A 24887-nucleotide genomic window follows, 5' to 3' on the forward strand; every position below is an offset into this window, starting at 1 on the left:
GCGACCTGTTTTATTTTGCGACCTCGAAGGGATTCGAACCCCTGACCGTCTGATCCGAAGTCAGATGCTCTATCCAGCTGAGCTACGAGGCCCTTATATGTTGCTTAAATCAAAAAGAGGTCAACAACTAAAACTGTTAGACCTCTTTTTCCGTCGGGGCAGCAGGATTCGAACCTGCGACCCCCTGCTCCCAAAGCAGGTGCGCTAGCCGGACTGCGCTATGCCCCGTAAAATTAATTTTATTTCTTAGACCGTCCTCGCGGAGAGGGAGGGATTCGAACCCTCGGTACAGTTACCCGTACGACAGTTTAGCAAACTGTTGGTTTAAGCCACTCACCCACCTCTCCGAATGAGAGCGCAAAGATAAACAATCTTTTTATCTATCAAAAAAATATTAGCTTTTTATATCGGATTTTTTTCTTTATTGTCCTCGAATCGTGCTGAATATAAAGATATAGGATTACTATTCAACGTTTTTCATTGTCAATTGTATTCGTTCTCTATCACGGTCAATCAAAAGCACTTTAACTTTCACGGTCTGGTGCAATTTAACAACATCTGCAGGACTTTTAATATAGGTGTTGCTAATTTGTGAAATATGAACCAATCCGTTTTGTTTGATACCGATATCAACAAAAACTCCAAAATTTGTAATGTTGGTAACAATTCCTGTAAGTATCATTCCCTCTGATAGTTGGTCAATAGAAGATATTCTGTCGTCGAACTGAAACGATGTTATTTTTCCACGTGGGTCTCTTCCGGGTTTTTTAAGTTCTTCAATTATGTCATTAAGAGTGTATTCTCCGCATTCTTCATCAACCAACTCGGCTATATTTACTTTCTTTAGCAGTGCCGAATTACCAATTAGCTCCGAAACAGTGGTGTCGAGCTTTTCCGCCATTAAATGTACGGTGTCGTAATTTTCGGGATGTACCGCCGAGTTGTCTAAAGGGTTTAAGCCACCTGGTATTCTCAAGAATCCTGCACATTGCTGAAATGCTTTTGCGCCTAATCTGGGAACATCGTTTAACTCAGTTCGCTCTTTAAAAGCCCCATTCTCTTTACGGTATTGTACAATATTTTGTGCCAATGCAGGTCCAAGTCCAGAGACATACGACAATAGTTGTATCGATGCAGTATTGAGATTTACTCCCACTTTGTTAACGCTACTTACAACCACTTGGTCGAGTTCTGTTTTCAGTTTCGTCTGGTTTACATCGTGTTGATACTGACCAACTCCAATCGATTTTGGGTCAATTTTTATAAGTTCGGCTAATGGGTCTGAAAGTCTTCTCCCTATTGATACGGCTCCGCGCACGGTTACGTCATAATCGGGGAACTCGTCCCGAGCGATTTTTGAGGCTGAATAAATTGACGCTCCGCTTTCATCGACAACGTACACCTTAATGTCTCTACGAAATCTGAGTGATGAGATAAACCGTTCGGTTTCTCGGCTTGCTGTGCCATTTCCAATAGCAATCAGCTCAACGTTGTAAGCTTCGATAAGCGTGTGCATTTTTCTTGCTGCTGCAATCTCTTCGGATTTTGGAGGGTGCGGATAAATGGTTTCATGGTGTAGCAAGTTCCCGTGTTCATCGAGGCATACAACCTTGCAACCTGTTCTGAAACCAGGGTCAATTCCCATAATGCGTTTCTCTCCGGCGGGAGGCATCATTAATAGTTGTCGTAAATTTGATGCAAACACTTTAATAGCCTCATCATCAGCGAGTTCTTTATAGTAATTTAATGTTTCGGTCTCCATCGACGGAGCCAAAAGACGTTTGCAAGAATCTTTTAAAGCAATTGTAACCTGCTCGGCTGCCTTGTTTCGTGATTTTACAAAGCGTTTTGCCACAATATCTTCCATCTCTTCAGTTTCGACTGTTACGCGTACACGCAATAACCCATCTTTATCGCCGCGCATCATAGCCATTAAGCGGTGTGGTTTACACTTTTTAATCTGTTCCGAAAAATCGAAGTAATCGCGATAAGTAGCGGCTTCTTCTTCCTTTCCTTTTACAACTTGCGAGCTAATAAATGCCTTTCTGATAAAGTGTTGTCGTAAGTTGTCACGTACTGCAGCATTTTCGCTAATTGTTTCAGCAATAATATCTCTGGCACCAGAGAGAGCCTCTTCGGTGGTTAGCACATCTTTGTTAATGTAGGCTTTTGCAAGAAATTCGGGATCGTCGTTTTTCTGAGCCAATATCATTTGCGCCAAGGGTTCAAGTCCTTTTTCGCGTGCTATTATTGCTTTGGTACGTCTTTTAGGTCTAAACGGTAAATATAAATCTTCAAGTTTAGTGGGTTCAACCTCATTTTCAATGCTTTTCCTTAAATCATCTGTCAGCAAACCTTGATCTTCTATCGTTCGTAATATCGTATCTTTTCGCTCTTCTAACTCATAATAACGCTTTAACGATGCTTCGATTTCAAACAGAGCTATCTCGTCGAGATTTCCGGTTTTCTCTTTTCTATATCTGCTAATAAAAGGAACAGAGTTTCCGTCTTCAAGTAACGAAATAGCCGCATTTAGGTTTTTAATGGGAATATTTAATTTTTGGCTTACAAAATCGAGATAATAATTTTTCACTTTGTCGATATTTTTTGATGTGAGACAAAAATAAACAATTTTATACCAATTGTAATTTTATAATAGATTGAACTTTTATAAAATCACAGTTATTGAACTATGTCAAATATTTATGAATTATGCTAACTTTGCAGATGTTTTACTATTCAATCGATATTTATGAGCAAAATACCGTTTTTTAAGCAAAAGGTTTTTTGGAAACACCTTGGCATAGCTGCTGCAAGTGCATTTGTATTTCTTTGGTTAGTGTTTTTCTCATTAAAGATTTTTACTCGTCACGGTCGTTCGCAAATTGTTCCTGATTTTACAGGGTTAACAATAGATGAAGCGAAACAAGTTGCAAAAAGACATGGATTAGTTCTTCAAATATCTGATTCAACGTTTGTTAGAGGAAGGCAAAAGGGAACTATCGTCTCACATGTTCCGCGTTCAGATGATAGAGTAAAAAAAGGTCGTAGAATTTTTGCCACAATCAATGCTTTTACAGTTCCTCGTATTCCAATGCCTAATGTTACAGGTGTTTCGTACCGGCAAGCGAAAGTAACGCTCGAAAGCTCAGGTTTAAAAGTTGGACAACTTAAATATGTACCCGATCCAATGAAAAATTATGTTTTAGGACAACAATATGAAAACAGAGCAATTGCCCCCGGAACCCCCATAGCTACAGGAGAGCCTATAGATCTGGTATTAGGTCAGGGTGGTTCGTGGCAAACAACCTCAGTAATTGATGTTATAGGAATGACACTCGATGAAGCCTGTAGTGCCATTAACAATGAATATTTAAACGTTGGTTCGGTTTTATATGACTCATCAGTACAAACTTATACCGATTCGCTAAAATCTCGTATTTACAAACAAAGCCCTCAAAGTGGTTACAGTGCACGATTAGGTACTTATGTCGATTTATGGCTTACTATTGATGATGAATAATATATTCAGCAAAAAAATACAATTATATGTTTTGGATAACGTTTCAATTGTTTTGGTGTGTAATTGTGAATAAAATTTAAAAAACAAAAATCGATGAATAAACTTCCCAATATCACAAAACATATATTTTTCTCTGTTTTTGTAGTATTTCTGACAGCTTCAATCTGTTTAGGTCAGGAGGAGCTTACAGGGCTATTTTCGAATCCGGCACTGCGTAAACAATCGCCATCATTTAGCAAACGAATAACGACATTACCATTAGAACTGCCGTTTTTTGATGATTTTTCAACCACCACGGGATATCCAAATCAAGACTTATGGAGTGATTCTACTGCATATATCAACCAACACATGTCGTTATACAGCATAAGTGTCGGTGTTGCTACGTTAGACGGTGCAGATTCGAAAGGTGATTTATATCCGTTGGGCTTTGGTCAAAGTCATAGGAAAGGTGATTCACTTACATCGCATTCTATTAATCTTGGCGGACTACAAATGTCCGATTCTATATATCTTAGTTTCTTTTACCAGTCTGGTGGGTTAGGAGCCAAACCGGGGAAAGGCGACAGTCTAATTGTAGAGTTTTACGATACTGCAAAATGGGTAAAAATGTGGGCTACAGATGGAGGAATACAAGATGACGAATGGCGACAAGTGTTAATTCCTGTAAAAAAAGTAGAATTTTTACATGACCAATTTCGTTTTCGTTTTCGTAATTTAATCAGCCCAAGCGGTGGTGGAGTTATTGCAACCAACTGTGATATGTGGAATATCGACTATGTTAGATTGGATAAAAACAGACATAGAAATGATACAGTTGTTAAAGATGTTGCCTTTACCCGCCCTCCAAATTCGGTTTTAAAGCAATATTCGTCAGTACCGTGGAAGCATTATATTCTGAACTCGGCTAATGAACGTGGAAACATAGATTTTTATTTCGCTAATCACGACAACATTGATAACCAGAATATTACCATTTATTATAAAGTCAGTCGTTTAGGAAGTACCTATAGTGACAGTGTTTTTATTGGAGCTATGAATTATGCAGCTTTTGAGCATGTGAGCCATTCAGAACCAGTTACGCAAAATCTGTTTCCATTAGCTACAGTGGATTCGATTGAATTTTTGGTTGAAACAAAGTTAATTACATCGGCAATGTATCCAAAGTCGAACGATGTAGCTTCGAGAGTACACCATTTTTCGAATTATTATGCTTATGACGATGGTTCAGCAGAAAATGGTTACAACCTTAATCAAGCCGGGAATATGGCTGCAATAAGGTACGAGACAAGTCAAGGCGACTCGCTCAGAGGGGTATATATGTTTTTTAACACAACGCGCGACACGATGTACAGCACCAATTATTTTGACCTGTGTGTGTGGGCAAACGACGGAGGAATGCCGGGTAGGTTATTATACTCAAAGCCCGGATTTACACCATCATTCAGCAACGATAATAGTTTTGCAAAACTATTGTTCGACTCTGCCATTTACGTTTCAGGATATTTTTTTGTAGGTTGGCGAAAAACAACCGATAGAATTATGAGCGTCGGTATCGACAAAAATACAACTGTATCGCAACGAAATTTTTATAATACTGGTCAAAATTGGCAAGCATCGCAATTTAACTATGCAATAATGATAAGACCAATTTTATCGCGCAGTAGTATTGTAGGGATTGATTTACCGCAGGCTGAGACAGAGAGCATTAACGTTTATCCTGTGCCGGCAAGTAGCTCAATATCAATATCGTATCCGGACATAAAACGCCCTTGGATAGTTACAATTACCGATTTGTCGGGAAGATGTATCTACCAGTCGCAAAGACCTGACAATATCGACTGTTCGCATTTTGATAATGGTATCTACATAATCTCATTCTTCGACTGCCGAGAGAGACATCATCAGCGAATTATTATCCAAAAATAGTGTGTCGGCATGACTCAAGACGACTTACAAGAGAATTTTCAGGGCGAGTTTCAAGATGATAATCTCGAAATGTTCGAACACTTTAGGATTGTAGTCGATTCGGGTCAGGGGATAATGCGTATTGATAAATTTTTAAATGACCGTATTACCAATGCAAGCCGAACGAAAATACAAGCGGCTTCGGAGGCTGGTAATATTCTTGTTAACGACCAATCTGTAAGGTCGAACTATAGAGTGAAGCCCGGCGATATCATTCAGGTAATGATGACATATCCGCCACGCGAAATAGAGATTATCCCTGAAGATATCCCTCTGAACATTGTTTTTGAAGACGACCATTTAATTGTTGTGAATAAGCCCGCGGGAATGGTGGTTCATCCAAGTTATGGACACTATCAGGGCACACTTGTTAATGCTTTGGCATATTATCTTAAAGATAATGAGATGTTTAAAGGCAACGATCCGCGTCCGGGATTGGTTCATCGTATTGACAAAGACACATCGGGTCTTTTGATGATTGCCAAAACCGAACAAGCCAAAGTTAACCTGTCGAAACAATTTGAGGAGCGAACCACACGTCGTACATACAACGCATTGGTTTGGGGAACTTTCCCAGAGATGCACGGCACCGTGATTGGAAATATCGGAAGAAATCCTAGAAACAGAAAAGTAATGTATGTTTATGAAGATGAAAATATTGGTAAACACGCAGTTACACATTATTCGGTTCTTGAAGATTATGGATATGTAACTTTAGTAGAGTGTCGTTTGGAGACCGGAAGAACACACCAAATAAGGGTTCATATGCAATATATCAAACATCCTATATTTAACGATCCGGAGTATGGTGGAGATAAAATACTGAAAGGAACAACGTTTTCAAAGTACAAACAGTTCGTTCAAAACTGTTTCGATATATGTCCACGTCAAGCTTTGCATGCGAAAACGTTGGGGTTTGAACATCCAGTCACAGGCAAATCAATGGACTTCGATTCAGAGTTGCCCGATGATTTTCAACTTTTAGTTGAAAAATGGCGCGGATACGTTGAGAATAGAGATATAGAGAATTAGTAACAAAATGTCATAAAATCTGAATAGAATGAAGTTTAATAAATTTATACACGGATTTTTAAGTGGAATAATTATCACAACTCTTGTGTTTTCGCTGTTTGTATATAGAAATTGGGATAGTTTTGGTTCGTGGGAGGGATTGTATAGGTTTATAAGATATGGAAAAATGATGTCACCACTGATAAGTTTGTGTGCTCTTCCAAATCTAATATTATTTCTATATTTCATGCGCACAGACCGCTATAAAGCAGGTAAGGGGCTTATAGCTATAACCGTGGTATTTACGATAATAGTGTTTATACTGAAATTCAATACAGGTGTTGAAAACTAAATTAAAGTGCTTTAAACTCAATTGTTATGAGATATTACATTATAGCCGGCGAGGCATCAGGCGATTTACACGCAGCCAATTTAATCCACTCTTTAAAAAAAGTTGATAAAGAGGCTCAAATACGTGGAATGGGAGGCGATAAGATGGTAGCAGAAGGTGCCGATATCTGGAATAATTATAAGAACACAGCTTATATGGGTTATGTGAATGTAATAATGAACCTCAGAAGCATTCTTAACCTAATGGAACAGTGCAAACAAGATATTCAGCAGTGGAACCCCGATGTAGTTATTTTGGTCGATTATCCCGGATTTAATCTCAAAATTGCAGAGTTCGCTCATAACGCAGGAATTAAAGTTTACTACTATATTGCTCCCAAAATTTGGGCTTGGAAAGGGTATAGAATCAAGGAAATAAAGAAATATGTACACAAACTTTACTCTATATTGCCTTTTGAAGTTGATTTTTATAAAAAACACAATTATCCTATAAACTATGTTGGAAATCCTGTGTTAGACAACATCGCACGTACTTTAGACAGAAACCAACAACGCAACGATTTTATCACCAAACATAAGTTAAGCGGAAAACCAATAATTGCAGTATTGCCAGGAAGTCGCAAGCAAGAGATAAAATCTTTATTGCCAACCATGTGCGCCATAGCCGGGCAATATCCAAATTATGAGTTTGTTATTTCGGGCGCACCTGGGATTGAAACAGAATATTATAACAAATTCACAAAACTACAGAAACATAAAGTTGTTTTTAATGATACTTATCAACTTGTATATCATTCTGAAGCAGCGTTAGTGGCAAGTGGAACAGCAACATTAGAGACTGCTTTGATTGGAACACCGCAGGTCGTATGTTATAAAATTGGCGGAGGCATATTTACTTACGCTATCGGCAAAATAGTTTTTCGAAAAATCGGCTTTGTTTCGTTAGTCAATTTAATATTAGGAAAACTTTGCGTAACAGAACTTCTACAACATCAATTCAACAAACGAAGATTAAACAGTGACTTACAAAAAATAGTTAAGGGAGGAGAAAATCGCCAAAACATGTTGGCGCAGTACAAACAGCTGAGAGAGATAATGGGAGAACCCGGTGCATCAGACCGGGCAGCCCAAAATATTGTCGGATCATTGACCCAAAAACAATAAAAATGCTTATTTTCACGCCCTTAATCTTATCACGACAAAGGAAAAACGTTTTGCCAATGACCTTAAATTACTTATTAAAAAGCAGATATCTTTTTAATATTAACTATAGATTTTTAATATTTTTTACCATTGCCATCTCGCTGTTTTCAAGTGTTACAGGTCAAAATATTAGAGTTGGGTTATATCGTGATTTTGAAATTAGAACTGTAATTTTTAAAGTATTAGAAGGTTCTTATACTCTTACAACCCAAGACTCGCTTAAAGTAGAGATGGAAACGTCAGACATTCTATTCATAACGTCAGTCGGAGATCGTATAAGCCTGTGGAATACTGAGAAACATTTGGGAGTACATTCAAAAATACAAATAACCTCAAAAAATCCACAGTACAAAATGATGCTTGACCCTGTTTATCCAACTCTTCCCGCACGAAAATATTATGGCGATTTTGCTATATGGACAGACAGCACCTCACGCATGACGTTAGTTAATATTGTTTCTTTTCGAGAGTATTTGGCAGGAGTTGTAGAAGCTGAGTCGGGAGTTAGGTCAAAGCCTGAATATTACAAGGCTCAGGCAATTATTTGTAGGACCTATGCGCTTAATCATATCGACAGACACCAAGCAGAAGGCTTTCATATGTGTGATGAGGTTCATTGCCAAGTTTACAAAGGATTTGGAACAGAACACGGTCCAATTTTGAAAGCAGTTGACGACACTAAAGGATTAGTAATTGTTGATAATCAAGGTATGTTAATAACAGCTGCGTTTCACTCAAACAGTGGAGGGCAAACCGCCAACAGCGAAGATGTTTGGAGTACAACAGTGCCATATTTGAGAAGCAAGCCCGATATCTATTACGACAAACAGAGAAATAGCAATTGGGAAAAATCGGTTCCCATCGACGAATGGGTCGGATTTCTTAAAACAATGAATATTCAAGCATCAGAAAATACTGACTACAGATTTTCGCAACCAAAACGCCAACGATTTGCACTAATTGAAAATCAACCAGTTTTACTTAGCGATATAAGAAACGCTTTTAAACTTAAATCAACTTTTTTCTCTTTTGAAAACAACGGCAATAAAATAGTATTTAAGGGGAAAGGATACGGTCATGGTGTTGGACTTTCGCAAGAGAGTGCTATGGAAATGGCGCGCAAAGGGAAAACCTACAGCTCAATAATAGAATATTTTTATACCGATGTCAAGATAATAGATTTATACGAAACCACTTATTTGATGTCGCTACTACCAGAATAGCCTATCTGAAAGTTTTATGGCAGTAAGCTAAAAAAAGGAGAAAACCTATATCAGATTGTCTCCTAAACTTCTTACAGTTCCTTATTAAACTCTCTTTTAGAGAAAGATAGCCCATAAACAAATTCAAAGCCAATGTAGTTTATATTCTGTTCAACAGTACCATAACTATCATATCCAAGATTATAAAACTCATACCATCCTTTACCTATTATAGTGGGAGAATAGTTTGCTACAATATTGAAATGTAGAGAGTTATGCTTTTTTGTACACTTTATTATTCCTAGTTTCAAAAAATAACTAACTATATGCTTTTTTCCAGCGTCATCTATTTGAAAGTTAAATAGATCTACATTTGTGTTGTTATCATCAATGTAGTAGCTACTTCCTATTATAGTAGTAAAGTCTTTGCTCATAAGTGTCTGATACTTTGCTCCTATATCAATAGAGAAGATAGAGTTCTTAATTGGTAAAACCTTGTTAACTGATATTGGAAAAACGTACATTACTGAAGGATAGTCGTAATCCCGTAAATCTAAGTATTCATATTTATTATTATTAGTGAGATAAATACTATTTTCGGGTGCTTTAAAGTTGTAATTCAAATTGTAAGGAGCAACATTTAATCCAACACCAATATTAATGCCATACCCCTTATATATATGATTGTAATATGATATTAAAGCTTCGCCACTAATTGTTGGACTTGATTTTAAATGTTTTTTACCTTGGTGCTTTATCTTTAAGTTATCATACACAACCGGCGACAAAGAAAATCTAATTTGCTTATCGAAAATAAGATTTTCGTTTTGTTCTGTCTCTTGCGCATAACCTGTGGTTAACCCTGCTGATAGCAGTAGCACAATTGTTTGTAATAATACGATTGATTTTTTCATGGTCAATAAGTTTGATTTTTATTTACCTTTTAACAGTATTAATTTTGTTAGTCGTTTTAGTTGTTTAAAAAGGGATTTGTAAGTACAAGTTCAAATAGTAAACGCTTTTTTCGAAAATAAAGTATAAACACATTATTTAAAATAGGTTATCATTATTGACAACTTTAATTAAGTAAGTTAAACAGAATTGTTTTACAGCAGTTAGCTTTACATAAAGAGTGGCGTCAGTAAAAGGAAGCTAACTCATAAAAAACAGATTGACAAAAAATAATTATATTTGCTGATTACAGAGAGCTTTTAATTAGTTCGCAAAACCACACATCATGCTTAGAATCAAATTCGTACATACTCCAAAACCCAAACAGTTCAAATACAATCCACGGTATTACGATCCTGAAAAAGAGGAATTCGAAAAACGTAAAGCCGAATTAAGAAAGCAAAAGGGTTATGATACTGGCAGTAGCATTCGCGGGGCTTTCACAAATCGTTCATTAGCAAGACGTAAGGCTCAACGGTCATCCAATATACGGCTACTGATTATTCTTGCAGTTTTATTAATTATAGGCTGGTGGCTACTACAGTAAAACCATTATCAGTCCCAATTTAATGAAAGCCAAAGTCATAATTCGTAATTCATGACTCGTAATTTGTAATTCGTAACTCGCAATTGAAAAAAAAGTACGTTACTTTGTCCACCCAACATTAAAATTGTAAATTTGTGACATCAAACAAAAAAATATAAGAAAACTCCATTATCATGGGAAGAGCATTTGAATATAGACGCGCAGCCAAAGAGAAACGTTGGGACAAAATGTCGAAAATATTCCCTAAATTGGCGAAATCCATTACAATAGCAGCGAAAGAGGGCGGACCAGACCCCGACCTAAACGCAAAACTAAGAACGGCAATCTTGAACGCCAAAGCTCAAAATATGCCCAAAGATAATATCGATGCAGCTATAAAACGAGCCGCGGGCAAAGATTGCGAGGACTACAGCGAAGTTCTGTACGAAGGGAAAGGTCCTCATGGAGTTATGGTCGTGGTGGAATGTGCTACTGATAACCCAACGAGAACCGTTGCCAACGTAAAATCGTACTTCAATAAAGCCGGTGGTAGCTTAGTGCCAACAGGCTCATTCGAGTTTATGTTTACGCGTAAAGCAGTTTTTGAAATCACAAAGACAGATGACATTGATATTGAGGCGATTGAGCTAGAGTTGATAGATGCAGGATTAAGTGAACTTGAAGAACACGAAGATACAATATATCTATATGCCGATTACGTAAATTTTGGAACAATGTCCAAAGCTCTGGAAGATCTGAATATAGAGCCTGAAAAATCGTCATTGCAACGAATACCAAACACAACGGTTGAGTTTACCGAAGAGCAGTTAGTCGATATAGAAAAAATGCTCGACAAAATTGAAGATGATGATGATATTCAAGCTGTTTATACAAATATTGAATAGTTATTAATTTGTAAAACCATTAGTAATGAGCAATATAAAAAGATTAGAAGATATAGCAACTCAAGTACGTCGCGATATTATTAGAATGGTACATGGAGCAAAATCAGGGCACCCTGGAGGCTCTTTGGGTTGTGCCGATTTTGTGACAGCCCTCTATTTCGAAATTATGGATCACAATCCAAAAAAATTCGATATGAACGGAAAGAACCAAGACCTCTTCTTTCTCTCAATCGGACACACTTCACCCTTGTTTTACAGTGTGTTGGCACGTTCGGGCTATTTTGATGTAAAAGAACTGGCAACATTCCGTAAATTAAATACAAGGCTTCAGGGTCACCCAACTACACATGACAACCTGCCGGGAGTGAGAATAGCGTCAGGATCATTAGGACAGGGGCTTTCTGTAGCATGTGGAGCAGCACTATCCAAAAAACTTAACGGGGATAAAAAGTTGGTTTACGCGCTACTCGGCGATGGCGAGATACAAGAGGGGCAGATTTGGGAAGCTGCTATGTTCGCTTCTGCAAGAAAAATTGACAATCTAATCGCAACCGTTGATTATAACGGCAAGCAGATTGACGGACCAGTTAAAGATGTTCTCGATTTAGGAAATCTACGAGCCAAGTGGGAAGCATTCGGCTGGACAGTTGTAGAAATGAATGGCAACAATATGGCTGATGTTGTTAAAAACATTAATCACGCTAAAACGTTGACAGGCAAAGGGAAACCCGTCTGTATTATTATGAAAACCGAAATGGGTTGCGGAGTAGATTTTATGATGGGAACTCACAAATGGCACGGAGTAGCGCCAAATGACGAACAAACCCAAAAAGCTCTTGCACAACTACCAGAAACGTTAGGCGATTATTAATTTTTTAAAGGCGAGATAAGCAAACTATTCCGCACTTTTTTATAACTAAATGAAGTTTTTACTATTAATAGAGTCGATATTGCAAAAGCTACTACCCAAAAAGTGGAGACTTGCATTATCGAAACTAAGGATAAAAGTTTATTGGTTTATAAGTTGGTGTGGAAAACCATATTTCTATTATCGGCAAGCCAAATACAAAAAGATTGTCGCAAAAACAGGTAAAAAAGAGAGACTTAAGGTTGCTTTTTTCGCTTTTCAAGACTCTATTTGGAAGTATGATTCGCTCTACAGAAACTTAGAAAATCACCCAAAATTCGACCCAATAGTAGTGGTAATCCCTTACGTCACGTACGGAGATGAAGCTATGCTGGCAGAGATGAATAAAACAGCTGAAGCTTTTGTAAATAAGGGATATAAAGTAGTTAAATCATATAACGAAGAGACAAAACAATTTATTTCGGTAAAAAAGGAGATAGACCCTAACATAATATTTTTCACCACCCCATTTCGTTTAACATCGCCTAAGTTTCAAATATCCAACTATTTAGACCGACTAACAGCATACGTTCCGTATGGTATTATGGCTGTAAAAATGGAGGAGGATCAATATAACCAAATGTTTCACAATCTAGCGTGGCGTTGCTATTACGAAACGTCCATTCACAAAGATATGGCTAAAAACGTATCTCACATAAAGGCAAAAAATGTAGTTGTAACAGGGTATCCGTTGGCTGATAAATATTTAGATACATCTTACAAACCAAAAGAGGTTTGGAAAAATGCAGATCCTTCAGTAAAACGAATAATATGGGCGCCACATCACACATTGGAAGCAAACGCGACCCTTAGTAGTTATTCAAATTTTTTAACATATAGCGAGTACTTTTTTAAACTAATAGAAAAATTAAATCACAAAATTCAAATAGCATTTAAACCGCACCCAATACTAAAACTCAAGCTATATAATCACACTGAATGGGGGAAAGAGCGAACCGACCAATACTATTTACGTTGGGCAACAATGCAGAATTGTCAACTGGAAGAAGGTGACTATGACGATCTGTTCTTAACATCAGATGCTTTGATACACGATAGTATCTCGTTTATATCGGAGTACTGTTTTACAGGAAAGCCGGCACTTTTTACTGTAAGCGATAAGAAAATAGCTGATAGGTTCAATGTTTTTGGAACTAAAGCATTCCAATTGTCGTATATGGCTTATAGTGAGTCAGATATATGTCAATTTATTGAAAATGTAGTTTTAAATGGCAATGACAGTCGAAAAAATGAAAGACAAACATTTGTAAATGATATATTAAAACCACCGCATAATCAAACCGCTGTAAGTAATATTATTAACGATTTAGTCGAAAATATTTGGCAAAAAGAGCAGTAGCGATGTCTGGGCTGTAGTATTTGTACAATCGGTGTTAATTTGTTTCTAAAAAAAATGTAACTTTGCACATTTTGTATTAACTGAAAACATAAACCCTATGAAGTTCGTTTTCGATTTAGACGGTACTATAACATCACAGGAAACACTTCCGCTAATAGCCTCGCATTTTAAAATTGAAGCTGAGATTTCGGAGCTGACGCGTGAAACTATTCAAGGAAATATCCCATTTGTAGAAAGCTTTATTCGTAGAGTTCATATTCTGGGTGATTTACCTGTAGATCAAATAGATAGATTGTTAGGAGAAGTTGAACTATATCCAAATCTTCTTAAATTTATAAAAGAGAATATTAACAGTTGTGTTATTGCAACCGGAAACCTTGACTGTTGGGTAAAAACATTAGTAGAAAAGGTTGGATGTGAGGCATTTACATCAACGGCAAAAGTAAAAAACAATAAAGTAGAAAAAATTGAAAAAATCTTAAAAAAGGAAGATGTTGTAAAACATTATCAAAAAATGGGAGAGACAGTTGTGTTTGTTGGCGACGGGAACAACGATGTTGAGGCAATGCGTATTGCCGATATTTCTATAGCAGTTGGCACAACGCATCATCCGGCTAACAGCATACTTCCATTTACTGATTATCTGATATTTAACGAAAAATCGCTATGTCTGCAGCTAAATCAATTATTATAAGTTGTGCCGGAGTAGGCTCACGCTTAGGACTTGGACAAACAAAAGCTTTGGTAAAAATCAATGACCGAACAATTATTTCTTGGCAACTTGAACTATTTAAAGATATTGAGGATGTAAGAATTGTGATAGGTTATCAGGCAAAAGAGGTTGTAAAAGAGGTACTTAAGCATCGCAAAGATGTGATTTTTGTGTACAACCACGAGTATTACAGTACTAAAACCGGGGCAAGTTTTTATTTGGGTTGTCGTCACGGAAATGAGTATGCAATAGAGTGGGACGGTGACCTATTGGTTCATCCCGACGATGTTAAAAAGCTACTACAGGAGCCCGGCGAATTTATTGGTTACTCCGAAATTACGTCAGATGAAGCCGTTTATGTTCAAACTGACAAACAGGGTAATGTTTTAGCATTCTCTTGGGAATCTGGACAATATGAGTGGACAGGACCAGCATGCATAAAACGCGACAAGGTAGTTTTTACAAAAGGTAATGTCTTTGAACAAATTGAACCTCATTTGCCAATTAAAGGCGTAAAAATAAGAGCATACGATATTGATACTTACGATGATTATAAACGTGTATCCGAATTTGTAAAATCTTGGTAGAATATGGACAACACCCTTTCAAAAGCGTTTTTTGCAAATATGGCAAAAAATCAGCCTGACCAAAAAAGTGTTAAAATCAACTCATTCAATGATTACACACAATACGATGTTGATTTTATTCTTAAGTATGCCAGTCAGAATACATCAGTTTTAGATGTAGCGTCAGGAACAGGACTGATTATAAATAAGTTATACGATAAGGTGAAAGACATTACAGCAGTTGAACTTTTCACTGATTTTTCTAAATTTATTGTCGAAGCACCGAATGTTATAGTTGTCAATCAAGATGTTGCAAAATTTGACACAAAAAAAACATTCGATTTAGTAACAATGTTTGGCATAATGCAATATTTCAACGAAGAAGAGAGCCGTGAGATTTATAAAAAGTATTTTAATTTTGTAAAAAAAGGCGGAACCATTATAGTTAAAGGACAGCTTGGTGTTAAAGAAGATGTTACTGTATCGGGCTTTTCTGAGGAGCTTAAAACTAACTACTATTCACAATACAGATTCAAAGAAAAAGAGATTGAGATGATTGAAAGTGCAGGTTTTAATAACTCGCAACTTTTTGATATCTATCCAAAGGAGTGCAATAGGTGGGAGAATACTCATTTTTATGCAATTGTGGCAAATAAGCCTTAATTAGAATTGTTTGAGGTTTAAAACATCAGTTTTTTTAAAAATAATCTTTTTTAGAACACTCTTATTTCAAAAAAGTAATTACCTTTGCAACGCAATTTGCGGATGTGGCGTAATTGGTAGCCGCGCTAGACTTAGGATCTAGTGTCGAAAGACGTGGGGGTTCGAGTCCCTTCATCCGCACAGCAAATATGAAAAAGAACCGTCAACGGAAACGCTTGGCGGTTTTTTTTAGTTTATGTCAATTTTATTGTAAATTTGTCGGTTTAAAAAACCTAAACTTTAAGAAATTAGAAAATAAAATAACAGAACAGCAGTTTAGCATAGGCAAGATATGAACAAAAATACCAAACCTTGAACTTAAATTGTTGATTGCTAATGACCTTAAAAATAATAAAAAAATGAAAGTCGAATTAAATAAAATCGATGACTTAAATGCTGAGTTAACTGTACAAATCAGCGCTGAGGACTATAATCCAAGAATTGAAAAAACACTCAAAGAGTATCGTAAAAACGCGCAGATGCCGGGTTTTCGCAAAGGAATGGTGCCCTATGGACACATCAAGCGAATTTACGGAAACGGCGTTAAAGCGCAAGAAATTCAGGGACTTGTCTCTGAATCAGTTTCAGAATATTTAAAAACTGGAGAAGTTGATATTTTAGGTGATCCTCTAATGAATATAGATAAAACTGATAAAATCAAGGGTTTAGATAATTCCGACGATATTAACTTTGTATTTGACTTAGGCTTACGACCCCAATTTGAAGTTAAACTTTCAAAGAGAAACAAAATACCATACTACAAAATCGACATCACAAAAGAGTATATCAATGATACAGTCAATAATATAGCAATGCGAAACGGCACATTGGACGATGTTGATGAGATTGCTGAAAGTGACATGATTATGTGTAGTGTAAGGCAACTAGACAGTGAAGGGAAAATTTTAGAGGACGGGATTGTTAATGAGTCAACATATATAAGAATTGAAAGTATAGAGGATGCTAAATCGAAGAAAAAATTTATCGGCAAGAAAAAGGACGAAAAGGTAATATTTAACCCAAAGAAAGCAGTAAAAAATGCAACCGAAATTGCAGCAATGCTCAAAATAGAAAAAGAAGACGCAGAGGCACTCGACTGTAATTTTGAAGCTACTATAATAGAAATCAAAAGATTGAAAAAAGCTGAGATAAATACCGAGCTATTTGATAAAGTTTATCCGGGAAAAGAGATAAAAACCGAAGAGCAATTCAAAGAAGCTATTTTTTCTGAAATAGAAAAATCTAACCATTATAGTCACGAATCGAAGTTCTTAGAGACAGCAACTAAATACTTAACCGAAAAAATCGACCCCAAACTGCCCGAAGAATTTTTAAAACGCTGGTTAGTTGATACAGAAAAAGTTGCAGAAGATAAGATAGATGAAGTGTGGGATAATTACCGAAAAATATTCCAATGGAGAATTATTGTTGATAAAATTGCTAGCGATAACGATGTTAAGATTGAAGAAAACGATGTAATGGAGAGAGTTAAAGAAGATCAAAGAATGGCATTTTTACGTTACAATATAACTGATATTCCAGATGAAACTCTAACGCAAATGGCTATAAAGAGACTTAGTGAGGAAGAAAACGCATATGGTCATTACTTCTCTTTAGCTGCCGAAAACAAGGTTCTTGAGTTGCTTAAAGAGATAGTAAATGTTGAAGAAACCGTTGTTCCTGTAGATGATTTTTTTAATAAATAAAACCAAAAAGACATGTTTCCACAAAATGAATTTAAAAAATATGCTGTTAAACACCACGGAATAAACAGCATGACTTATGATCGCTATACTTCAATCGTAAGTAATTACATATCACCAACAATTATCGAGGAGCGTCAGTTAAACGTTGCCAGTATGGACGTTTTTTCACGTCTGATGATGGATAGAATTATATTTCTGGGGCTTCCAATAGACGATTATGTAGCAAATATCGTTCAAGCTCAATTACTGTTTTTAGAATCAACCGATCCTGCAAAAGACATCCAAATTTATTTTAACACACCGGGTGGCAGTGTACACGCTGGACTTGCCATTTATGACACAATGCAATTTATTTCTGCAGACGTTGCAACCATTTGCACAGGAATGGCTGCAAGCATGGGAGCAGTTCTTCTATGTGCAGGAGCAAAAGGAAAACGTTCAGCATTACTACATAGTCGTGTAATGATACACCAACCCATGGGAGGAGCGTCAGGTCAGGCTGATGATATGGAAATTACTGTTAAAGAGATACAAAAGCTTAAGCGCGAGCTGTACGAAATAATTGCAAATCACAGTGGAAACGAATACGAAAAAGTTGCAAAAGACAGCGAACGCGACTACTGGATGACAGCCAAAGAAGCATTGGATTATGGTATGATTGACGAAGTCTTAGAAAGAAATAAAAACAAGGAACAGAAATAATGGGACGATGTTCGTTTTGTGGACGAAAAGAGGGAGAGGTAAGTTTACTTTTATCTGGTATAGACAGCTATATTTGCAATTATTGTATTGAGCAGGCACATACCATACTAACGGAAGAAAACAAAAAAAACAGCACCTTTAGTGTTGAAAATGTCAAACTCCTCAAACCCAAGGAAATCAAAGAGTTTCTTGATCAATATGTTATAGGCCAGCATGATGCAAAAAAATTTCTTTCTGTAGCAGTATATAATCATTATAAACGTCTTGTGCAGCAGGGTACTGATGATGGTATCGAAATTGAAAAATCGAATATCATAATGGTAGGCCCAACAGGGACGGGAAAAACGTTGTTGGCAAAAGCGATAGCCAAAATGTTAGAAGTTCCGTTTGCTATTGTTGATGCAACTGTATTGACTGAAGCGGGATACGTTGGGGAGGATATTGAAAGTCTTATTACCCGGTTGTTGCAAGCTGCAGACTATGATGTTGCTGCTGCCGAACGTGGAATAGTGTTTATAGATGAAATAGACAAAATAGCACGTAAAAGCGATAACCCTTCAATCACACGTGATGTGAGTGGTGAGGGTGTTCAACAAGGATTGCTAAAACTGTTGGAAGGCTCAATAGTAAATGTTCCCCCACAAGGTGGACGTAAACATCCCGAACAAAAAATGATAGCTGTCAATACAAATAATATTCTTTTCATTTGTGGAGGAGCTTTTGACGGTATTGAACGTAAGATCGCACAGCGACTAAATACGACTGTAGTTGGATTTAACTCTTTAAAGGAAACTGATCCAATAGACAGAGCAAACTTAATGCAATATGTAGCACCACAGGATCTTAAAAGTTATGGTTTGATACCCGAAATTATTGGACGTTTACCCATATTAACCTATCTTGAACCATTGGATGCTAAAGCTTTACGCCAAATTCTTACAGAACCGAAAAATGCAATTACAAAACAGTATGTTAAACTGTTTGCAATGGACGATATTACATTAACATTCGAAGATGAAGTGCTTGATTACATTGTAGAAAAAGCTATTGAATTCAAATTAGGTGCACGAGGTTTGCGTTCAATTTGCGAATTAATTATGATTGACGCAATGTTTGAATTACCTTCAAGCCGGAAGAAAACCATGACAGTAACAATAAGTTACGCAAAAGAAAAACTACAAAAGGCAGATTTATCGAAACTAAAAGCAGCATAATCAGCAATTAGAAATTAATATACTGAAAATCAGGATTGTAGAGACGAAGAATTCTCCGTCTCTTTTGTTTTAGTCGCTAAGCTTGTTAAAAAGATCAAGCTCAGTTAACACGTTTTGTTTTTGCAAAACGTGCGCAAAAAAGTTATAAAACTGTTTGTTTATTTGAACTCATATTGCTAAATTAAATTTATATATTGTTGTGTATAAAGCTAAAAGATATATATTTGTAAGATATAATACTTAAATAAACATTTAAATACATTTTGCCATGGATTTTATTATCAGTAATCTTCTTCCTATTATTGCTGCAGTAATAGCTGCAGCTCTTATCTTTAGATATAAATTTAAAGGTTCTGTTTTTGTAAGAGTGGGCTTATGGTGGCTCGCTTCACTACTTTTTGTTATGCTTACCATGGGTTTTAGATACACTTATTACCCTGGAAATGGTACTGTCAAGTTAATTGTTACAACTATGAATATCGTGGCAAGTGTGGTGTGCTTTTACTACGGTTCAATTAATGTGGTTAGGCCTATCAAGGAAGTATTGGCTATGTTAGAGCGCATTGCTAAGGGTAACCTTGAGGAGGCGCATTTGAAGCATAGTTATGTTCGTGAGGACACAGATATAGGTAAGCTTGTCGGTTTTACAAGAGAAATTAGAGAGAGCCTGCAAAACGTGGTGTCGCAACTAACATCAGAAGTTGAGCTATTAGGCGAGACAGGATTAGCATTAGAGAAAGCTTCAGAGCAAATTTCTACTGGTGCCAGTAGGCAAGCGGCTAATGCTGAGGAGGTGTCAGCGTCGGTAGAGGAAATGACATCAAACATTGAGCAAAACAGCAATTCTGCCCACCAAGCCAATCTAATTGCATTAGATGCCGCAGAGGCTATACACAAGGTGGGACGTTCATCAGATGAGACATTAGAATCGGTACGTGATATTGAAGCCAAAATAAGTATAATAAATAATATTGCATTTCAAACCAATATTTTAGCATTAAATGCTGCAGTGGAGGCAGCTCGCGCAGGTGAATATGGACGTGGTTTTTCAGTAGTAGCCACTGAAGTGCGTAAGTTGGCAGAGCACAGCAAGACTGCTGCAGACGAAATAGTTACTTTAGCATCGAAAAGTGTTGAGGTGTCAAAGTTGTCATCTGAAATGGTGGCACAGGTGATACCGCAAATAGAAAAGAACGCTCAAATTGTGCAGGAAATTTATGCTGCCAGTAGTGAGCAGTCGTCAGAAGCACACCAAATAGATAAGTCTATACAACAATTAACCGATGTTGCTCAGCACAACGCCAACAGTAGTGAGGAGATGTCGAGCAGTGCAAATGAACTAAATATGTTGGCAGGGCGTATCAGAGAGCTGGTGTCTTTCTTTAAGTTATAGGTCAACAATTAATGTGCTGAAAATCAAAGTGTTGCACAAACAGAGGGCACGCTCCGTCTCTTTTGTTTTTGGCAATAAGCTTGTAGAAGCGACAAAGCTCTACTCATGCGTTTTTAATCTGGTAAAATAATAGTTTCAAAAACTAAAAATTCTTTATCTGTTTTCAAAATAATTTTTTTAAATAACTATTATTTGTTTACTTTGTTATGCTTTACAGAAAATCTTGTTTTTATAAATATAATGGTAGATATTTCATTTAAACGTTTTAAACAATGTATCGGAAATGATTATAATTTTTCGGCATTTATTTTGTAATCTTCTTCAAATAATATTAAAATAAATTTAACTTAAACATCCATGAGACTAGGTAATTTAAAAATCGGCACAAAACTGAGATTAACTATTGGAACCTTTATGACGTTGTTAACTATTGTCGCATTTTTTGGGTATTATGGCATAGTACTATATTCAGGATATACAGACGACATTCAACATGCTCAATTAGCCGAAAAATCTTTCATTAATGCACGCTTTAGCGTTCAAAACATGACCAACTCGAAAAATGATAGTGACTACCAGCAAAGCAAAGCCTATATTGATACCTGTATTACCGATATTAAAACCTTAATTGAGAATTTATCAGATACTCAAAAAATAAAAGAATTAAATGAGCTTATTAACAATTTTGAAGAGTATGGTAGAGAAACTGACAGTTTATTTGCAGTCATTAATTCTGAGACAGAAATGTTGGCACAGACAATAGCCATAGGTGAAAAGATGATGCATTTAGTCGCCCAACATCATGGGACGACGAGCGAGATATATGGCCAATTAATGAGAGGATATGTTAACTTTTTATTATTTCTATATGCAGGTGAAGATAGATTTTATGAAAATTCACAACATTTTTTCAGTTTGGTATATGAAGAAGCTAATTCAGAAGTAACTCCTTTAGTGAAAGATTTCTCTGAATCTTTTACAAAATACGGAGATGTAGTTAAACTCGTTGAAGAAAAAACAACAACTCAAGGAGCATTTGGTGAAAAAGTGATGGAACAAATAAAATATCAGACAAATGAAACTATGTTGACTCGGGAATTAAACGAAAGCAGAACCCATATTAGTATCATTATTGTTTATGTTATAGCTTGCGTATTGGCTTTCACTATTAGCTATGTAATAACTAGACACATTCAATTAGGTATTAAAAATGGAGTCTTCCTTGCAGAATTATACGCTAGTGGAGACTTAACATTTATTATTCCAGAAGAGCAACTAATACGAAAAGATGAATTTGGCGATTTAGCAAGAGCAATGTCAGATATGGGCAATAAAATGAAAGCAGTTTTAGCTGATGTTTCCAAAGGAGCTGAAAACGTTTCAGTGGCGAGCAATCAAATGAGCGGAATGTCGCAACAAATGTCGCAAGGAAGTAACGAACAAGCCTCATCAACTGAAGAGATATCTAGTTCTATGGAGCAAATGGCAGCGAATATAGAACACAATACAGATAATGCACAGCAGGCAGAGAAGTTGTCCGAAGTTGTTTCAAATGGTATTGGAGAGGTTAGTATAGCCGCAAGTAAAAGTATTGACTCTATACGAAACATTGCATCAAAAATTACAATTATTAGTGATATAGCAGCTCAAACCAATATACTAGCCCTTAACGCAGCTATTGAGGCTGCACGTGCAGGTGAACATGGTAAGGGATTTGCAGTGGTTGCCGCAGAAGTAAGAAAGCTTGCTGAGCGTAGCAAGGTTTCTGCAGATGAAATTATCGGCCTTGCTACTGAAGGAGTTGAAGTGGCTGAAGGATCTGGCAAACTCTTAAACACATTAATAAATGAAATCGAGAAAACCGTTCAAATGGTACGCGAAATAGCTGCTTCAAGTATAGAACAGCGAGGTGGAGCAGAACAAGTAAATAATGCTATACAACAACTTAACCAGGTGGTACAACACAATGCTGCCTCTAGCGAAGAGATGGCAACAAATGCCGAAGAACTTGCAAATCAAGCAGAACAGCTAAAAGATGCTATAAGCTTTTTCAGAATTGACAATAGTAAAGAAAAAAACAGACAGACAAGTAAAATAGTTAAGCAAGTAAATAAGACAGACAAAACTTACAATAAATATCAAGCAAGTAAAGTAGAGAAAACAAGCCCTATAATAGTTAAAACAGATAAAGCGAGCCCAACAACTAAAGCAGACAGAACTGGACAAACAATTAAAACTAATAAAACAAGCAAAACAAGCAAAACAAGCAAAACAAGCCAAACTTATAAAACAAACAAAACAGACAAGAAAAGTCTAATAGACGATATAGAAGAATTAAAAATTGATGATTTTGAAATACCAAAACCAAAAACAAAGTCATCCACAAAAGGAATAGACTTTGATATATACAAAAGTTTAGAAAGTGATAGTGATTTTGAAAAATTCTAGTTTAAATTATTAAATAACGTTTATGACAATGGTTGTAAGCGAAGGTTAAGAGTATATGAAGTGAACATTATAATTAAAATTTAAACACCAACCTGATTATAAATGGTACGGCTTTTCACATAATCTTACACCAAATATGTATAACAATCATATAAGTATCAGAATAATACAGAGACGAGGCATGCCCCGTCTCTTATAGTTGATTGATTTTCAATTCATAAGCCGCTCGATATTAATTGCCAACATAAATTGTTATTTGCATCGTGTACCAAAAACAATTATTAATCGTTATCTTTGCAGACTAATTTTTTTGCACTTAGTAAACGATCACCCATTTTGGTACTAATAAGTTTTTAGTAATATAGACAATTTTACTGTTAATAATGAGAAAAGAGTTTTTGTTCAAATATTCGTTTTTGATAATATTAATAGTAGTGCTGTTTAGCAGTTGTTCCGATTTTCAAAAAGCACTTAAATCTAAAGATCACGCAATGAAATTCGAGAAAGCAAAACAGTATTACGAAAAAGAGGACTGGTATAGGGCAGAAGCTCTATTGAACGACGTAATGCCGATATACAGGGGTACTGAGCAAGCTCGTGAAATGAATTTAATGTATGCCTATTGTCAATATAACTTAGGCGAAAACATAGTTGCAGTCTACTATTTTAAAAATTATTCGCGCACATGGACTAATACTCCTGAAACTGAAGAAGCCGATTTTATGGTAGCGCAGTGTCTATACGAAGAATCTCCACGATATAACTTGGATCAATCAAATACTTTAAAGGCAATAGAGTCAATGCAATACTTCATAAACATGTATCCTTTGTCATCGCGTATTGATTCTATAACGGTACTGCAAGGGTTGTTGAAGAAGCGATTAGAAAAAAAATCGTTTTTCGATTCAAAACAATACTACATGTTGCAAAATTATAAGTCGGCTGTAATATCTTTAAGAAATACTCTTAGAGATTTCCCTGATACCGAACATCGTGAAGAAATTATGTTTCTGATACTTAAATCAAACTATCTACTTGCGCGAAACAGTATCGAAGAGCTTAGAATGGAACGACTTCAAGAGACAATAAACGAGTATTATGCCTATATCGATGAGTTCCCGACAAGCCCACGATCTAAAGAGGCTGAAAAAATTTACGCAAGTTGTGTCAAAGCAATAAAACGACAATAAAATAACAGTAAACCAAATATCATGGACTTTAAAAAAGTAATGGCGGCAACCAACACTCAAACACGCGATTTGGATTTCTTTGAAAAAGAAGCCGGAAGTGTTTATGCAGCAGTAAATATCATCGCAAAACGTTCCGATCAAATAGGTGTTGAAATTAAGGAAGAGCTAAATCGTAAGCTCGAAGAGTTCGCCACACAGCAAGATAATCTAGAAGAGATTTTCGAAAATCGTGAGCAAATTGAGATATCAAGGTTTTACGAAAGACTTCCAAAGCCGACGGCAATTGCTATCAAAGAGTTTGAAGATGGCAAAGTATCATATCGTTTGCCAGAAGTAGAAAGTTAGAA

General features: G+C 36.3%; 22 protein-coding genes and 4 tRNA genes. 21 read left to right on the plus strand and 5 right to left on the minus strand.

Annotated elements, in window-relative coordinates:
* Positions 1-18: 18 nt before the first annotated feature.
* The 4 genes from GX311_10610 to GX311_10625 form a co-directional block, all read right to left on the minus strand.
* Positions 19-92 (minus strand) — tRNA-Arg (locus tag GX311_10610).
* A gap of 61 nt (positions 93-153) precedes the next feature.
* Positions 154-228 (minus strand) — tRNA-Pro (locus GX311_10615).
* Between the two features lie 32 nt (positions 229-260).
* Positions 261-347 (minus strand) — tRNA-Ser (locus GX311_10620).
* A gap of 116 nt (positions 348-463) precedes the next feature.
* Positions 464-2593, minus strand: a complete 2130-nt coding sequence (locus GX311_10625) for an RNA-binding transcriptional accessory protein (protein NLK16837.1) — start codon at positions 2591-2593, stop codon at positions 464-466.
* Positions 2594-2752: 159 nt separating this feature from the next.
* Here GX311_10625 and GX311_10630 point away from each other — a divergent pair, with 159 nt between their 5' ends.
* The 6 genes from GX311_10630 (at position 2753) to GX311_10655 (ending at position 9279) form a co-directional block, all read left to right on the plus strand.
* Positions 2753-3523, plus strand: coding sequence for a PASTA domain-containing protein (locus GX311_10630; protein NLK16838.1), 771 nt, complete (start codon positions 2753-2755; stop codon positions 3521-3523).
* Between the two features lie 93 nt (positions 3524-3616).
* Positions 3617-5452 carry a T9SS type A sorting domain-containing protein gene (locus GX311_10635; GenBank protein ID NLK16839.1) on the plus strand — a complete coding sequence of 612 codons (1836 nt, stop codon included), beginning with the start codon at positions 3617-3619 and terminating at the stop codon, positions 5450-5452.
* Between the two features lie 9 nt (positions 5453-5461).
* Positions 5462-6523, plus strand: coding sequence for an RluA family pseudouridine synthase (locus GX311_10640; protein ID NLK16840.1), 1062 nt, complete (start codon positions 5462-5464; stop codon positions 6521-6523).
* Between the two features lie 28 nt (positions 6524-6551).
* Complete coding sequence (locus tag GX311_10645; GenBank protein ID NLK16841.1) at positions 6552-6854, plus strand: hypothetical protein; 303 nt, start codon at positions 6552-6554, stop codon at positions 6852-6854.
* Positions 6855-6880: 26 nt separating this feature from the next.
* A complete protein-coding gene (lpxB, locus tag GX311_10650; GenBank protein ID NLK16842.1) occupies positions 6881-8017 on the plus strand; it encodes a lipid-A-disaccharide synthase in 1137 nt (378 codons plus the stop codon).
* A gap of 56 nt (positions 8018-8073) precedes the next feature.
* Positions 8074-9279: a SpoIID/LytB domain-containing protein gene (locus GX311_10655; GenBank protein NLK16843.1), complete on the plus strand. Its 1206-nt coding sequence runs from the start codon at positions 8074-8076 to the stop codon at positions 9277-9279.
* Between the two features lie 71 nt (positions 9280-9350).
* Here the strand turns inward: GX311_10655 and GX311_10660 are convergent, their stop codons facing one another.
* Positions 9351-10172, minus strand: coding sequence for a hypothetical protein (locus GX311_10660; GenBank protein ID NLK16844.1), 822 nt, complete (start codon positions 10170-10172; stop codon positions 9351-9353).
* Between the two features lie 323 nt (positions 10173-10495).
* Between GX311_10660 and GX311_10665 the strand changes: the two genes are divergently transcribed.
* From GX311_10665 to GX311_10735, 15 genes are all read left to right on the plus strand, one after another.
* Entirely contained in the window at positions 10496-10756 is a 261-nt protein-coding gene (locus GX311_10665) for a hypothetical protein (protein ID NLK16845.1), read from the plus strand.
* 173 nt (positions 10757-10929) lie between these two features.
* Positions 10930-11640 carry a YebC/PmpR family DNA-binding transcriptional regulator gene (locus GX311_10670; protein NLK16846.1) on the plus strand — a complete coding sequence of 237 codons (711 nt, stop codon included), beginning with the start codon at positions 10930-10932 and terminating at the stop codon, positions 11638-11640.
* 25 nt (positions 11641-11665) lie between these two features.
* On the plus strand, positions 11666-12511 hold the full coding sequence (locus tag GX311_10675) for a transketolase (GenBank protein NLK16847.1): 846 nt from the start codon (positions 11666-11668) through the stop codon (positions 12509-12511).
* A gap of 49 nt (positions 12512-12560) precedes the next feature.
* Positions 12561-13907 (plus strand): CDP-glycerol--glycerophosphate glycerophosphotransferase, encoded by a 1347-nt coding sequence (locus tag GX311_10680; GenBank protein NLK16848.1) that lies wholly within the window; start codon positions 12561-12563, stop codon positions 13905-13907.
* Between the two features lie 97 nt (positions 13908-14004).
* Positions 14005-14601 carry an HAD-IB family phosphatase gene (locus tag GX311_10685; GenBank protein ID NLK16849.1) on the plus strand — a complete coding sequence of 199 codons (597 nt, stop codon included), beginning with the start codon at positions 14005-14007 and terminating at the stop codon, positions 14599-14601.
* Positions 14574-15206: an NTP transferase domain-containing protein gene (locus GX311_10690; protein ID NLK16850.1), complete on the plus strand. Its 633-nt coding sequence runs from the start codon at positions 14574-14576 to the stop codon at positions 15204-15206. The genes GX311_10685 and GX311_10690 overlap by 28 nt, the downstream gene beginning before the upstream one ends.
* 3 nt (positions 15207-15209) lie before the next feature.
* Positions 15210-15848 carry a class I SAM-dependent methyltransferase gene (locus GX311_10695; GenBank protein NLK16851.1) on the plus strand — a complete coding sequence of 213 codons (639 nt, stop codon included), beginning with the start codon at positions 15210-15212 and terminating at the stop codon, positions 15846-15848.
* A 98-nt stretch (positions 15849-15946) separates the two neighbouring features.
* A tRNA-Leu gene (locus tag GX311_10700) sits at positions 15947-16028 on the plus strand.
* Between the two features lie 218 nt (positions 16029-16246).
* Positions 16247-17593, plus strand: a complete 1347-nt coding sequence (locus GX311_10705; protein ID NLK16852.1) for a hypothetical protein — start codon at positions 16247-16249, stop codon at positions 17591-17593.
* A 12-nt stretch (positions 17594-17605) separates the two neighbouring features.
* Positions 17606-18295, plus strand: a complete 690-nt coding sequence (clpP, locus tag GX311_10710; protein NLK16853.1) for an ATP-dependent Clp endopeptidase proteolytic subunit ClpP — start codon at positions 17606-17608, stop codon at positions 18293-18295.
* Entirely contained in the window at positions 18295-19509 is a 1215-nt protein-coding gene (clpX, locus tag GX311_10715; protein ID NLK16854.1) for an ATP-dependent Clp protease ATP-binding subunit ClpX, read from the plus strand. Before clpP ends, clpX begins: the two co-directional genes overlap by 1 nt.
* A 268-nt stretch (positions 19510-19777) precedes the next feature.
* On the plus strand, positions 19778-20902 hold the full coding sequence (locus tag GX311_10720) for a hypothetical protein (protein NLK16855.1): 1125 nt from the start codon (positions 19778-19780) through the stop codon (positions 20900-20902).
* Between the two features lie 357 nt (positions 20903-21259).
* Positions 21260-23350: a methyl-accepting chemotaxis protein gene (locus GX311_10725; GenBank protein NLK16856.1), complete on the plus strand. Its 2091-nt coding sequence runs from the start codon at positions 21260-21262 to the stop codon at positions 23348-23350.
* A gap of 383 nt (positions 23351-23733) precedes the next feature.
* Positions 23734-24540, plus strand: coding sequence for an outer membrane protein assembly factor BamD (bamD, locus tag GX311_10730; protein ID NLK16857.1), 807 nt, complete (start codon positions 23734-23736; stop codon positions 24538-24540).
* A 21-nt stretch (positions 24541-24561) separates the two neighbouring features.
* Positions 24562-24885, plus strand: a complete 324-nt coding sequence (locus GX311_10735) for an RNA polymerase Rpb6 (GenBank protein ID NLK16858.1) — start codon at positions 24562-24564, stop codon at positions 24883-24885.
* Positions 24886-24887 lie beyond the last annotated feature (2 nt).

The organism is Bacteroidales bacterium (assembly GCA_012519055.1).
Classification (GTDB): Bacteria; Bacteroidota; Bacteroidia; order Bacteroidales; family Salinivirgaceae; genus JAAYQU01.